The sequence below is a fragment of the Hymenobacter setariae genome, from assembly GCF_007713685.1.
GTDB lineage: Bacteria > Bacteroidota > Bacteroidia > Cytophagales > Hymenobacteraceae > Hymenobacter > Hymenobacter setariae.
The window spans coordinates 175,366-189,881 of record NZ_VMRJ01000003.1 but is presented as its reverse complement, the minus strand read 5'-3'; the positions used below and the strand labels follow the sequence as shown (position 1 = coordinate 189,881).

11 protein-coding genes are annotated in these 14,516 nt (G+C 59.9%); 3 read left to right on the top strand and 8 right to left on the bottom strand.

Annotation, left to right across the window (positions count from 1 at the left end; genetic code table 11):
- The first annotated feature begins 256 nt into the window (after positions 1-256).
- The 3 genes from FNT36_RS11910 (at position 257) to FNT36_RS11900 (ending at position 6,435) form a co-directional block, all read left to right on the top strand.
- A complete protein-coding gene (locus FNT36_RS11910; protein WP_144847850.1) occupies positions 257-3,166 on the top strand; it encodes a TonB-dependent receptor in 2,910 nt (969 codons plus the stop codon).
- A 177-nt stretch (positions 3,167-3,343) separates the two neighbouring features.
- Positions 3,344-5,047, top strand: a complete 1,704-nt coding sequence (locus tag FNT36_RS11905) for an NADPH-dependent assimilatory sulfite reductase hemoprotein subunit (protein ID WP_144847848.1) — start codon at positions 3,344-3,346, stop codon at positions 5,045-5,047.
- 122 nt (positions 5,048-5,169) lie between these two features.
- Positions 5,170-6,435, top strand: a complete 1,266-nt coding sequence (locus tag FNT36_RS11900) for a TSUP family transporter (protein ID WP_144847846.1) — start codon at positions 5,170-5,172, stop codon at positions 6,433-6,435.
- 36 nt (positions 6,436-6,471) lie between these two features.
- On the opposite strand, the gene FNT36_RS11895 is transcribed toward FNT36_RS11900, so the two are convergent.
- From FNT36_RS11895 to FNT36_RS11865, 8 genes are all read right to left on the bottom strand, one after another.
- Positions 6,472-7,554: a T9SS type A sorting domain-containing protein gene (locus FNT36_RS11895; RefSeq protein WP_144847844.1), complete on the bottom strand. Its 1,083-nt coding sequence runs from the start codon at positions 7,552-7,554 to the stop codon at positions 6,472-6,474.
- Positions 7,555-7,582: 28 nt separating this feature from the next.
- On the bottom strand, positions 7,583-8,107 hold the full coding sequence (locus tag FNT36_RS11890) for an XrtX-associated membrane protein (RefSeq protein WP_144847842.1): 525 nt from the start codon (positions 8,105-8,107) through the stop codon (positions 7,583-7,585).
- Positions 8,094-8,660, bottom strand: a complete 567-nt coding sequence (gene xrtX, locus FNT36_RS11885; RefSeq protein WP_144847841.1) for an exosortase X — start codon at positions 8,658-8,660, stop codon at positions 8,094-8,096. The genes FNT36_RS11890 and xrtX overlap by 14 nt, the downstream gene beginning before the upstream one ends.
- A gap of 106 nt (positions 8,661-8,766) precedes the next feature.
- Positions 8,767-8,937 (bottom strand): PID-CTERM protein-sorting domain-containing protein, encoded by a 171-nt coding sequence (locus FNT36_RS25455; protein ID WP_233635863.1) that lies wholly within the window; start codon positions 8,935-8,937, stop codon positions 8,767-8,769.
- Between the two features lie 266 nt (positions 8,938-9,203).
- Positions 9,204-10,889 (bottom strand): DUF5060 domain-containing protein, encoded by a 1,686-nt coding sequence (locus tag FNT36_RS11880; RefSeq protein WP_144847839.1) that lies wholly within the window; start codon positions 10,887-10,889, stop codon positions 9,204-9,206.
- Between the two features lie 101 nt (positions 10,890-10,990).
- Complete coding sequence (locus tag FNT36_RS11875) at positions 10,991-11,953, bottom strand: glycoside hydrolase family 26 protein (protein WP_144847837.1); 963 nt, start codon at positions 11,951-11,953, stop codon at positions 10,991-10,993.
- 195 nt (positions 11,954-12,148) lie between these two features.
- A complete protein-coding gene (locus FNT36_RS11870) occupies positions 12,149-13,024 on the bottom strand; it encodes a DUF5018 domain-containing protein (RefSeq protein WP_144847835.1) in 876 nt (291 codons plus the stop codon).
- A 16-nt stretch (positions 13,025-13,040) separates the two neighbouring features.
- Complete coding sequence (locus FNT36_RS11865) at positions 13,041-14,516, bottom strand: RagB/SusD family nutrient uptake outer membrane protein (protein WP_144847833.1); 1,476 nt, start codon at positions 14,514-14,516, stop codon at positions 13,041-13,043.

The following is a 14,516-nucleotide window of genomic DNA, read 5'->3' as shown; positions in this document are numbered from 1 at the left end:
CATGCTATGCTTCGCTCCGCGCTGCATGGCTAGCGACACGCCTACGCCACTCTCTCCCTACCCATCTCCCACCCACTCTAACTCATCCCTCAACGACGGGCGGGAACCGACCCCGCACCCCATCTCATGCAACCCGTTTTCCTACTGAATCTACTTGCCACTTGCTGCCTTACCGGGAGCTGTTGTTGTTGAAGGCCGCTGCCTGCCTCACGTTTAGGTGGGGCTACTCAACTCAATTAGTGCAAGTTACTTCCGTATGAAACTAAGTTATTCTACTTTTTGGCTGCCCGTGGTGGTGGCCGCCGCCAGCGCTACGCCGGTGTTTGCCCAAACCGAATTGATTGCCATTAGCGGCGTAGTGCGCGAAAAAGGCAGCCAGGAAGGGCTACCGGGCGTGAGTGTTAGCGTGAAGGGCGGCAGTGTGGGCACCCAAAGCGATGTCGATGGCAAGTTTGCTTTCAAGGCCAAGCTGCGCTACCCATTTGTGCTGGTGTTCAACGCTATCGGGCACGACACGCAGGAAATAGAAATTGCCAGCGCGCAGCAGCCAATTTCGGTGGCGCTGGAGTCGAAAGGTGTGCTCACGAATGAGGTCGTGGTATCGGCCTCGCGGGTGGAGGAAAGCCGGCTGAAATCGCCGGTGGCGATTGAGAAACTCGACATTCGGGCCATCAAGGAGACACCCGCGCCGAGCTTTTACGACGCGCTCGAAAGTGTAAAGGGCGTACAGATGCTCACCAGCAGCCTCACCTTTAAAGTACCGAATACTAGGGGTTTTAATATCCCTAACAACTTCCGCTTTATGCAGCTCGTGGATGGCGTGGACATGCAGGCGGCCACCCTAGGGGTGCCGCTGGGCAATGCCATTGGGCCGACCGAGCTCGACATTGCGAGCGTGGAAATCACGCCCGGTGCGGCCTCGGCCTTGTATGGCATGAACGCCATCAACGGCATGGCCAACCTCACTACCAAGAGTCCCTTTACTTACCAGGGTCTCAGCGTGTACCAGAAAGTGGGCGTGAACCACGTAGACGGCCGCGACCGCGACCCGAGCGTGCTCACTGAAACTGCTATTCGCTGGGCGCAGACCCTAGGTACCGATAAGCGCTGGGCCTACAAGGTGAACCTCGACTACCTGCGCGGCACCGACTGGCTGGCCAACACCCAAACCGACCAGAACACGGCGGCTAACCCCGCCTTCCCTGAGCTATCGGGCGCGTTCAATCCCGCCGCCGACCTCTGGAACCGCTACGGCGACGATGGCAACTCGGCCCTAAACGTGACGGCACAATACCAGGGTAGAAGCCAGCGCTTTGTGGTCACGCGCACGGGCTACTACGAGCGCGATTTGGTGAATCCTATCGTGCGCAACATCAAGGCCGACGCTAGCCTGCACTACAAGCTCACCGACGACCTAGAGCTGAGCTACGGCTATCGCTTTGGGTTGATGGATGGGGTGTTCCAGCGCGGCAATAAGATTCAGCTCGATGGCGTGACGGTACAAAACCACAAGCTGGAGCTGCGCGGCAAGGACTTCACGGTGCGGGCCTACACCCTGCTGGAGAATACGGGCAACTCGTACAACCTTAACCCGCTGGCGCTAAACCTAGACCTCGAAAACGGTACCAATACCGTGTGGGGCAACAAGTTTGGGGCCGCGCTGCAAAGCCAACTGAATGCCGGTACGGCACTCGCCCCGGCGATGGCAGCTGCCCGCGAGGCAGCCGACGCTGGCCGTGCTGTGCCAGGCACGCAGGCTTTTAATGACTTGAAGGCCAAAATTATCAGCACCAACAACTGGGATAGCGGGCGCACCATCACGGGTGCGCCTATACCGGGCGGGGCGGCCCTTTCGCAGCACAGCCGCACCTACCACACCGACGCCGTGTGGAACCTAGGCGACCGCATCAAGTTCTTGAACGTGCTGGTGGGTGCCGATGCGCGCATCTACCAGATTATTCCGGATGGCAACAACTTCGTAGACTTTAGCCTGCCGCTGGCCGAGCGCAATCAGCCCGGCGGCAATTATGTGTACTACAAGAAGTTTGGGGCTTTCGCGCAGGGCACCAAGCTACTGCTAGAAGACAAGCTAAAGCTGACCGCCTCGGTGCGCGTGGATTACAACCCCGAGTTTACGGCCAAGGTCAACCCGCGCCTAGCCGCCGTGTACACGGTGGCCGAGAAGCACAATTTCCGCGCCTCGTACCAGAATGGCTGGCGTTTCCCATCGCTGTTTGAGGCGCTGTCGTTCGTGAATAATGGCAACGTGCGCCGCGTGGGCGGTCTGGCCCGTGTGAACGAAGGCCTGAACTACCTCCAAAACTCGTACACCCGCACTAGCATCGACCGCTTCAACACGGCCGTAAACGCTTACGTGGCGGCCAACCCGACACCGGGCCTCACTACCATCCAGGCCGCGAGCGCGGCGGCCGTGCGCCCCGAAATTCGCGGCATCCTACAAGTGGCCAACTTAGCAGTAGAGCAACCCGAGCAAATCAATGCCTTTGAAGTTGGCTATCGCAGCGTATTGTTTGACAACCGGTTATCTATTGATGCCGATGCTTACTACAATATCTATTCTGGCTTCTTAGGTCAGGTCGAAGTGAGCGTACCTAAGGATGGCAGCAACAACCAAGTGGCCGTGGGCACCGATGCTGCCGCAGTGGCGGCCTTGCTTGACTATCGCTCGGCCCGCCAGGACCGCTATCGCGTGTATACCAACTCGCGCCAGAACTACAACAGCTACGGCTCGACCCTAGGCCTGACCTACAACTTCTTCCAGAAATACACCGTTGGCGGCAACGTCAATTACAACGCTCTTTCCAAGAACACCGAACCGGACGTGTTCGTGACCGGTTTTAACACGCCCAAGTGGGCGGGCAGCGCCTCTTTTGGCAATCGTGAAATTGTGCGTAACCTAGGCTTCAACGTGGTGTACCACTGGCAAACCAGCTTCCTCTGGGAAAGCCCACTAGCTAATGGCATTGTGCCGGCTTTCAATACTTTAGATGCTCAAGTAAACCTGCGTGTGCCGACCTTGAAAACGACTATTAAGCTCGGCGCGACAGATATTTTCAACCGGCGCTACGTGCAATATGCGGCTGGGCCGACCTTGGGGGGATTGTATTACGTGACCCTGACGTTTGACAATACCGTGCTGCACTAGCCTGTAACCCCACCTCGCTTCTTACGCGATATCCTTCGGGAGAGGGAGAGCCGAACTTCTTCGATTAGAATATTTATAAGCAGTTTATTTTCAAATCATAAATCTCAAAAAACCTTATTCGCGTCAGGCTGCCCCTCTCCCGGAGGGGAGGGGCCGGGAGTGGGGTCCATCGTTACTATGTCTTCTATTCCATCCAACCACTCCGAAGTAGAGCACGTCAAGATAGCCAGCCGCTACCTGCGCGGCACGCTCGCCGACAGCCTGCGCAACGGCATCACGGGCGCGCTCAACCCCGACGACACGCACCTCATCAAGTTTCACGGCTCATACCAGCAGACGGACCGCGACCTCGAAAGCGAGCGCAAGCGCCAGAAGCTAGAGCCGCTGTACTCGTTTATGATTCGGGTGCGGGTGCCCGGCGGCGTGGCCTCGGCCCGGCAGTGGGCGCGTATGAATGAGCTGAGCGATAGCTACGGCAACGGCACCCTGAAGCTGACCACGCGCCAAACCTTCCAGCTGCACGGCATCTTGAAGCGCAACTTGCCGGCTGCTATTCAAGGCTTTAATGAGGTGACGATGGACAGCATTGCGGGCTGCGGCGACGTGAACCGCAACGTGATGTGCAACACCAATCCGCACGAGTCGGCGGTGCACCAGCAGGTGTACGACACGGCCGTGGCCATCAGCGCGCACCTCACGCCGCGCACGTCGGCCTACCGCGAAATCTGGCTCGATGGCAACCTGCAGGAAACTACCGAGGCCGTGGACGACGAGCCGGTGTATGGCAAAACATACCTGCCGCGCAAGTTTAAAATCGCGCTGGCCGTGCCGCCTCACAACGATACTGACATCTATGCCAACGACATCGGCCTCATTGCCATTGAAGAAGACGGCCAGCTCGTGGGCTACAACGTGGCCATCGGCGGCGGCCTCGGTATGACGTTTGGCATGCCCGAAACCTACCCGCGCCTGGCCGACCTCATCGGCTTTGTGGCGGCAGACGATGTGGTGGAGGTCTGCGAAAAGCTCGTGACCATTCAGCGCGACTGGGGCAACCGCGAAAACCGCAAGTTCTCGCGCTTTAAGTACACCATCGACCGTGTGGGCCTGCCCGCCGTGGTGGCCGAGATGCACCAGCGCCTAGGCTACGCCCTGGCCCCGGCGCGCCCCTACCGCTTCACCAGTTCTAGCGATTCCTTTGGGTGGTCGGGCGCGCCCGATGGGCTGTCGCACCTGACTTTGTTTGTGGAAGGCGGGCGCGTACTCGACCGGCCGGGCTACGGCCTGAAATCGGCGCTGGCCGAAATCGCGAGCTTCCACACCGGCGATTTCCGCCTGACCGGCAATCAGAATCTTATCATTGGCAATATCGAGCCGGCGCACCGCTTGCGCGTGCAGGAAGTGCTCGAAAAGCACGGCGCCGCCCCCAAAGCCGAGCAGCTCACGGCCATTCGGCGCGACGCGCTGGCTTGCGTAGCCCTCAATACTTGCTCGCTGGCCTTCGCCGAGGCGGAGCGCTATCTGCCCACGCTGCTCGACAAGCTCGACACGGTTATCCGCGCCCACGGCTTGGCCGAGGACAGCATTTTGATTCGCATGACGGGCTGCCCCAACGGCTGCGCCCGTCCCTACCTCGGCGAAATTGCCCTGATAGGCCGCTCGCTGGGCCGCTATAATCTCTACCTAGGGGCCAGCCACCACGGCGACCGCCTCAACAAGCTCTACCGCGAAATGCTCGACGAAGACGGTATCCTGCGCGAGCTCACGCCGCTCATCGCCGCCTATGCCACTGACCGTGAAACGGGCGAATCGTTCGGCGACTTCGTAGTGCGCACCGGCGTGGTGAAGGCCACCGTGGTCGGCCTGGATTTCCATGCTTAACTAAGTAATCTGTCATGCTAAGCGCAGCAAAGTGGTAGAGATACTTCAACTCCGCTATGCTGCGCTCAGCATGACATACTATTTAAATTTCTGCATCTTACTTATCAAATTAAGAGCTACTTATGCCAACCGACCTGCTTACGCCCGCCCCAGCTATTGCTGAAGCTGCTGCCCCCGCAGGCGCGGCCGTGCCGATATTTCTTGACCTCGACCAGCGGCGCGTGCTACTGGTCGGTGGTGGCGCCGAGGCGCTCGCCCAGCTCAGCACCGTACTCAGCGACCACCCCACAGCCTGTGTGACGGTGGTGGCCCCCAAACTACTACCCGACCTGCAAGCCCTTACCCAGCGCCACCCCCAGGTACAGGTGCTGCGCCGCACCTTTGAGCCCACCGACCTAGCCGGGCACGACTTGGTACTGGTAGCTACCCCCGATGCCGAGCTACACGGCCGCGTGAGAGCTGGCGCAGCCGCCCGCCGCCTGCACGCCGTGGCTGCCCTAGGTCCCGCCGAGGAGGCCGAAGCCACTACCTACTGGCGGCGCGTGGCCACGTGGGCGCTATTAGCCTTTGCGGGATTTCTGGTGCTCAATATCCTGTCGTATTACTTCACCTGGCAGCAAGCCTGGGAAGTGGCGCGCAGCTCGGGCACTTTCTATACGTTTGTGGCAGTGGGCTTTATCGCTCAGATGATAGACGGCATGCTGGGCATGGGCTACGGCATCGTGTCGGCCATCAGCCTGATGACGCTGGGGCTAAACCCAGCATCGGTGAGCGCCAGCATTCACACGGCCGAGATGTTTGCCAGTGGCGCCTCGGGCTATAATCACTACCGTTTCGGCAATGTCAACAAGAAGTTATTCAAGGTCTTGGTGCTTCCTGGCGTGGCCGGCTCCGTGGCCGGGGCGCTGCTACTGGCCCGCCTAGGTGAGCAGCACGTAGCTTACCTCAAACCGGTGTTGGCGCTGTACCTGCTCATTCTGGGCGTGCGCATCATCAGCAAAGCCATTAAGAAGCAGACGCAAGAGCGCAAGAAGGTTAAGAATGCTGGCTGGCTGGCCAGCGCGGGGGGCTTCCTCGACTCGTTTGGTGGGGGTGGCTGGGGGCCGCTGGTCACGAGCACGCTCATCGCCAATGGCCGCACGCCCAATTATGTTATCGGCACCGTGAGCTTGGTCGAGTTTTTCGTGACCTTTGCCAGTGCCATCACCTTCTTCTCTGTCTTAGGCTTCAAGCACTGGCAAATCGTGCTAGGTCTCATTGTGGGCGGCGTAGCCGCTGCACCGCTAGCTGCCCGCCTCGCCGGCCGCCTACCCACCCGCTGGATGTTTATCGGCGTGGGCGCCATGGTCATCTTCTGGAGCCTCTGGACGCTACGCAAGCTGCTGTAGCTTTATAACAACTTACTACTAATTAGCACCGGCCACTCATAGCCGCACTACCCTGGCTATCTGCCGCTGCGCTCCTTGCTGCACTTGCACAAAGTATAAGCCAGGCGCCCACTGCGCAGACTCGGGCAGCCCGATAGTGCTGGTGCCGGCGGGCAAGGCGAGTGCCCGCTGCCCTAGGCTGTGCCCTAGCACGTCGGTGATGCGAAGCTGGGCTGGGCCAGCAGTAGCCGCGCGCACCACCAAGCTTAGTGCCTGGCCAGCAGGCCCAGCCGTTGGCAAAGCGGTGACGACCAAGTCTACGGCGGGCACCATGAGCACCCGCACGGCTGAAAGCACGCTAACACCATCGGCATCGACCTGCCGCAGGCGGTAGTAGACCTGTGCGGCGGCATAGCGGGCTAGGTTAGCATCACGAAACTGGTAGGTGTGCCGCTCAGAGCTGGTGCCGGCGCTTGCCGCCCGGCCTAGCGCGGTGAAAGTGCGGCCATCTGGGCTACTTTCTACTTGAAAGTAAGCGCTCTGTTGCTCCGAGGCTGTCGTCCATCGCAGTAAGCCATCGCCGCCCTCTAGCTGGGCGGTAAAGTCTGTTAGTGTCACGGGCAGGGGCGCTGCCGATTCAAAAACCAACGAAAACCGAGTGCTTGTGGAATACGTCCCGCCTGTATTGGCGGCGGTCAGCGATAAGGAATAGGTGGTGCCAGCAGCCAGTAGCTGGCGCGTTTGCTGCTCGGCATCAACTAGATATATTTTGGCAAAACTGAAATTTTCCAGCCGGCCCACCAGCAGCGTGTAAGGCCCGTACTGCGGCACGCCAACAAACAAGTTGACTACCTGCGAAGCCGTGAGCGCGGCATAGGGCAACCCATTAACTGTTAAGCGTCGCCCATTTTGGGTAAGGCTGTTTAGGTTTAGGCCGTTGCCGCTAGGTGGCGTTGCATCGTATTCGTCGTCAAAGCCTGTCGTTGCTCCTTCCTGCGCATAAATGTAGGCCTGGGCCGGAACCCGGCTGCTAGCGTCTTGCAAATCGAGGCGCAGCAGCGGCGCTTGCGCCCGGGCGGCCAGCGCCAGCAGGCTCAGCAACACCGCCCACAGTTGAGCGCTTCCTCGGATATTTCGCATACTCGTTGGGCTTCTTGCTGACACCGACCTAGGCTCCCCGCAGGCCGGGCCAGCGCAGTAGCGGCACCAGCACCATCACAGGCAGCGGCGACAAAAGCCCATGCAACAACCGACTAGCCAGGGCCGTGAGCAGCGGTAACCCGCCCACGTGGCCCAATAGCAGCAAAGCCACGCTTGCCACTCCGATACCCCCGTACAGCCGAAACCCCCACCGCCATCCCTCGCCCGCTGGCAGCAGCGCTACCAGCAAAGCTAGGCTTAGGGCTACGTAGCCAGCGGCAAACAGCAGTGCGGAAACCACGCTATGGGGCTGCTCCATGAGCGCGCGCATGCTGCTGCCGGCCACTTTATCTAGGTACGTAGTGGCGGGCAACATTTGGTTGACCCACCGCCAGCCAGCATCCAGCCACGTGTAAAGCGCTTCCTCATACAGGCGGCTGCTCAGCAGCAAGGCCAGCAAAACAGCGCTCACCGCCAGCCGCGCCGCCGACAGCCCCCCTAGGGCGTGGGCGAGCCCGGACCCAGGGGCTGGGGGCGGGCTAAGCTGCTGCATACGTACTTGCTGGCAGGCGGCTACTGGTAGCGCCGCGCGTGGCCCACCACATCCAAAGGGCAAAAATGCCGGCGTAGACTACCGCCGTGAATGTGTAGTGATGGTTGAAATCGGCCGATTGATAGTGGTAGTACTTGTTGAGGCTCAGCGCGATAATACGCAGCACATTCAAGCTGTAAATCAGTAGCAAACCTAGCGGTACGAACCATAGCTTGCGCCTGGCCGGCCCCGGAAATGCCACGATAAACCCGCTAAATAAGGCGTAGAGCACCAGCCCATTGCATGGATGCCAGATAAACACTACCGGTTGCCCAGCCAAACTGATAAGCGGCTGCACCCCGCCCGACAACGTGGCTGCATAGCCCAGCAGCCGCAGTCCAGCCACGCTCACGGTAGCTAGGTTGTGAGTGAGCGCCGCATCGAGGCGGCCGTCGGCCGCCAAGTAGTGCTCGTAGCCCAAGAACCAGAGCAAATAGAGCCCACTAGCCAGCATCGCAAAGCGAAGCAGTGGCGAAGAGGTGCGGGACGAGGAAGGCGGCAGAGTCGGTGACATGTGCAGAAAGGACCGCGGCACCCGGGGTCACAGCCAGTTGAACAAGCAAATAGCCGAGTAGCTAGCCACCAGTGCGGCAGCTAGTTACTCGGCGAAAATGAGAAAGCTAGGCGCGGCGACGCAACCGGCGCACCGCATACATCGCACCGCCAGCCAGCAGCACCGATAGGCCGCCATCGATAGGCGCCCCGGTGGGGGTAGGGCCGCCTGACCCAGGCTGAGCATGGCTAACCAATGCAAACAGAAGCAGTGCGACTAGGGGTACAAAGCGGAGCATGGCAGTTGTTTTAAGAAGGTGAAGATGAGAATGTAAATAAAGCAATAAAAAATGATAAAAAATGCGCGGTAACTATTCGGTAACGAGTTCTTTATTGCTTCCGCTTCTTATGGCATGCTCGTGCTTACTCACTTAGTATTATTGAAGGGGCGCAGGCGGTTGATGCAAGAGGGCGAGACAAGTTGCAGCGGCCACCGCAACTTGTCTCGCCCTCTTGTAAAATGGATTAAATAGCTAATTACGTGCTCAAAGAGAAGCCCTAGGCATCATCTTTTGGGCAGGGCATCCAGCACCAGCACTACTTCCTGCCTAGGTGCTAGAGGCTGGGCGGGTAGCGTGAGGCGCTGATTTTGGGCAGTAAAGTCGCCGAGTTTCACAAATTGCTGGCGGCCGGGCGCGAACGTCTGGACCCGCAGCTTTTGGGCGGTGGCAACGCCAAACGAGATGGGCGCGCGGGTGGCCGTGGGGCTGTCGTTGAGCAGGTAAATGAAGTATTTATTACCGCAGCGCATGCCGAAGCTTTGCACCACGCCGGCCTGCACCGCGAAGGGCTGGAACTGCCCCCGGCTAGCGGCCAGCATTTGGTCGCTGATGGTACGGACGGCCCGGAAGTAGGGCGTCATCTTTTGGTCGTCGAAGAGTTCCCACCACCATGTCATGGGCAGCACGGGCGTGGCGCTGAAGAGGCCGTACCAGAGTCCGCGCCGGTAGTCGTAATTGAAATCGGTGGCGTAGGTGGGGTCGGCGTCTTCCCACCGAAAGCCGAACTCGCCTACCACGTAGGGTTTGCCGAAGTTCTGGATGTAGTCGGGGTAGATGGCCGGAATCTTCTCGGTGTGCTTGTAGATGTGCTTCTGGTTGAAGTCGAGGTAGGGTATCGAATTCATCCCTAGGATATCGCGGTGCGAAATACTGGTCGTGACCAAGTGTTGGTACGGGTCGATGTCCTTGAGGTAACGGCTCATTTCGGCATGCCAGAGCGTGACGGCGGCGTGCGGAATCAGTAGGCTGTCCTGCTGCGTAAATACCGCATTATCAACCTCATTGAAGAACTCCCAGGCGGCAATGTTGGTGCTGTAGCCCCAGCGCGCCACCACGTAGCGCAGCTTGTTCTTGTATTTCTGCTGGGCGGCGGGCAACGTGAAAAACTCGGTGGGCGTGCGCGCCGGGCCGCCGTTGGCTTGGTTGTAGGAGCTATTGCGCCAGCCGCCCTGCTCCATGAGGTGGCCGTGCCAGTCGAGGGTGAGCATGAAATACAACCCTAGGGAGTCAGTGAGGTGCACCAGCTCGTCCATGCGCCGGATGGCGCCGGGGTGGAAGTAGTCGGTGGAGTTGACGTAGCGCTTGGTCGAACTCACCTTTTGCCACTCCAGCGGTAGGTTCCAGTAGCACATCCAGGTGCGGAAGAAGTTGGCGCCATTCTTCGCCAGCGTCGGCAGCAGGTACTCATAGGTAAACTTTTGGTTTTCAAACGAACGTGCTTCCCAGCCCACGTTCTCCCCCACGCCCCGAAACAGCTGCCCGTTATCAAAGCGGAAAGTGTACAGGTCGTTTTTGTGCAGAAACCCTGGCCGCTGGCTGGCCGCCACCACGAAGCGCGTAGGAGCCGACTCCTGGGTGCCGGCCTTGCGCGTGAGGCGGAAGCGGCCGGTGTAGGCGCCCGTTTGGCGGGGCGCAAAGCGTACTTTCCACCGCGAGCCGGTGCCTTCGTTGTGGTCGAAGTAGCCGGGCACCACCACCGGCTGGCCGTTGGGAGCGGTCAATACCAAATCCAAGGTCACCTCCTGCTGGTTGTAGGGCTGCTTATACTGCTCGCTGAGGGCAATGTCCCATTCGGTTTTAACGTATTCGCGCGGGGTTGGCGTGGCGAGGCTGATAGCGCCGAATGGTTGCTGCGCATAGCTCGCCCCGGCCGCTAGCAGCAGCCCGAGCAGGGTGGCCCATTTTTTCATGGTTATAGTAGTTGAGTTAAGGGCTCATCGCTCGCAGGACCCCACCCCCGGCCCCTCCCCTCCGGGAGAGGGGCCGGGGGTGGGGTCCTATGCCTAACCAGCTACCACTTCGGCAGCTCGTCGCGCGTCAGCACCCTAGGGTCGTTATAAATGCGGCGGATGGTTTCGACCGAGTTTTTCTCCTGCACCAGCTCGGCCCAATCCATGAAAAATACCCAGCGCGGCTGCTGGGCCAGTATTTCTGGTGTGGGCAGCACGGCGCACTCGCCAATGGCCATCGGCTTCTGGCCCACAATGGGCCGGATGTAGTCGTACCACGACTGGTCGTAGCCTTTGTCGTAGACGTCAAAGGCGAACACATCCCAGTACTTCTCGCCGGGGTTATACTGGGCAAAGTCACGGCTCATGTCCTGCATGTCCCAGACCCAGATAAGGTTAGTGAGACCTTTGGTCTTGGCGAGATAGTCGTGGGTGATTTGGTAGAGGCGCGCCGTGCCCTGCGGGCCCGGGCGCCCGCCCCACCAAAACTTGCCCTGGTTCATCTCGTGCAGGGGCCTGAACAGCACCTCTACTTTCTTGTCCTTCAGGTACTGCAAGTACACGGCGATATCATCCATGCGCGACTTCCAGGTCTTGTTCAATGGGGTGCCATCGGTGATAAGCTCTTGCCACTGCGCATCGGTGAGCAGTTGGTTGAGCAGGCCGGGGTCCCAGCCGCAGGGCTCGCCCGAGGCGGGCGGGCAGGCGTGCCACATGATATTCACGGCCGCCCCCTGCCGGTACTGGCGCTCGGCTTCCTTCACCATCTTCCAGCGGTTGTCGATGTTTTCTTGCTGAAACAAGAAATCGCCGCTCCACAGTGCGGGGTACTTGCCAGTGGTGCGATAGATATAGTCGGTCCACTTCGTGGGCTCGGCGTTGGGCTCCTTGTTGTGCTGGCCCGCCAAGGTTTTGGTGCCCGAAATGCGCTGGAGATAAGGCAGTACCTTGGTCGATTGGGCGAAGGCCCTAGGTGCCGTTAGCAGCGCGGCGCTCAGCAAAGCGAGGTGAAGAGGTCGAAACATAAAAGGAGAAAAAGGGCGACCTAAGGGGCTATCTCAAGCAATTAAAGACGTTTGTCATTGCGAGCGTAGCGAAGCAATTGCATCCGAATGGCGCGGCCGAACAAGTGCGATTGCTTCGCTGCGCTCGCAGTGACAAACGTTTTCAGACGGGTGAAAAGTAGCGCGGCCCAGAAGTCCGCGCTACGGCCACATAGGCTACTTCTGCAACGTATACCAGAAGAACTTAGCGCCGCCCAGCTCCTGCTTAGCGCCGCTGCCGTTCCAGTCGATGTCGTAGGGCTGCACGTTGAACGAGAGCTTGAGCTGCGACTTATCAGCATTGAACTCCAGCGGAATGGTCTTGCTCTGGCCGGTGCCAGGGTTGAAGGTCAGCGTATTATCGGTGAAGTCGCGCAGGAACGTACCGGAGCTTTTAGGTAGCCGGCGAAACTTGTAGTTGAAGTCGCTGCCACTGGCCTGCTTAAAGTCGCCAAATGCGGCATCGGTGCCCGCGTTGTTGGTGAAAGTACCCGTCAGGTTGCCGGTGGCGGTGACGCCCGTCACGGCGAAGGTGAGGGTGTTATCTAACTCTTTGGCAGCGTCGGGCATATTACTGGCGGCGCTTTTGGTGCCGTTCCAGCCCCAGCTCTGGCCCTCGCCGATGAAATACTGGAACATCAGGCTGCTCACCTTCCAGGTGCCGTCTAGGTCCGACTGGTAGTCCTTGACCTGCACCACCCAAGGCCGCGTTTCGCCCGATTCGGAGGTGACCATATACACCGCCCGGTTGCGGCCGGCTGCGAAATTGGTGATGCTACCCGAGCCCGGCGACACGGTGGCCTTGTACGAGGTTTCGATGGTCGGCGTCACCTTCGAGAGGTCGGTGCCTTTCACCACATACACCGTCACCTTGCTGGTGTCGGCGGTAGTTCGCGCAATTTCAGCCACCCCAATCTGACCCTTATCAAGGGTGAAGGACGTGATAGCGCGCTCGTGGCTCTGGATGCCGTCAAACGGGTCTTGCTTGCAGCTACCCAGCAGGCCCAGGCTCGCTAGCGCCCCCAGGCTTAGGAGTTTAAAGTTCTGATTCATATACCTAGGGATGCAGTTAGAGGAGAGAATTCAGGTCAACTTCGCGGCTCGGGATGGGGAAGTAGTAGGCGTCGCCAGTGATGGTCTTGCCGTACTTCTGCACCAGTACCGATTCCATTTTGTGGCTGCGGCGCAGGTCGAAGAGGCGGTTGCCCTCGAAGCACAGCTCCCAGGCGCGCTCCTGTATCACGGCGTCGAAGAAGGCCGCGGCGCTGAGCCCCGGCGTGAGGGCACCTAAGCCCGCCCGGGCCCGCACCCGGTTGATGGCCGCGTAGCCCTCGGTGGTGGGGCCGCTGGCCTCGGCCAGCAGCAGCAGCACGTCGGCGTAGCGCAGCACGGGGGTGTTGGCGCTGGTTTGCTCGCCCACCTGGCCGGGGTCGATAAACTTGCGGGTGAAGGGCCGGCTGTAGTCGTTGATACCTAGGGTGGTCGTTTTGTTGTTTACCGTTACCTGGTTGGGTATCAGGTCGGTCTTGCGCTTGTCGGCCGGGTCAAAGCTGTTGTAAAGCGCTGGCTCGGTGATGAAGTGGTTGTAGCCTGACTTCAGCGCCGTGCCATCATTGAGGGTGAATACCGCCCCGTCGATGTAGGGAATGAACATCAGCGGCAGCTTCGAGAAGTTGCCCTCGGTGAGGCCGCTGCGGTCGGTGGCTACGTCAAAAATGTGCTCGGGCCCGCTCTTTTTGGTCACGTCAAACACGGCTTTCAAGTCCGAGTCGAGGCCGTAGCTGGTGTTGGTCGTCACGTTGGTGGCCATGGTTTTGGCCTCGGCGTAGAGAGCAGCGGCGTCGGTCACAAACTCGTAGCCCGGCACGCCGGTGTTCTTGCCCGAGGCCAGGGTGGCATCTACTTTGGCGAGCAGACCCCAGGCGGCCACTTTGTTGGCGCGGCCATCGCGGCGGGTCACGTCGGTCATGGCGATGGCCTTCTTCAGGTCATCGGTGATGAGCGCGTAAATCTCCTGCATGGTGCCCTTGGCCGCATTGGTCTGGCTGAGCGAGGTGACGGGCGTGGTGTGCAGCGGCGCGGCCCCAAACAGGCGCACCACATTGAAGTAGTGCAGCGCCCGCAAGAAATACGCCTCGCCCACCAGCTGGTCGCGGTTGGCCTGGGCCATGGCCGTGATGCTCGGTACGTTGCCAATCACGGCATTAGCGCGATTGATGCCGATGTAGGCGTAGCGCCAAGTGGTGGTCAGGTCTACGTTGTCGGCCCGCACGGCCAGGCGGTCAAACTCGAAGTTGCTGGCGCCGGCGTCGGGCTTGAGGGTGATATCCTCGGTGGGCAGCTCGGTGATGGTGATGAAGCCGCGCGAGTAGTACTCGATTTCGGGCAAGATGGCGTAGGCATACACCAGCGCCGCGTTGGCGTCCGACTCGGTTTTGTAGAAGTTGGTTTGCGAGATGAAGCCGTAGGGCTCCTCCTTGAGCGAGCAGGCGGTGGCGAGCCCGGTGAGGGCCACGGCCAGACCTAGGGTTTTGAGAAATTGCAT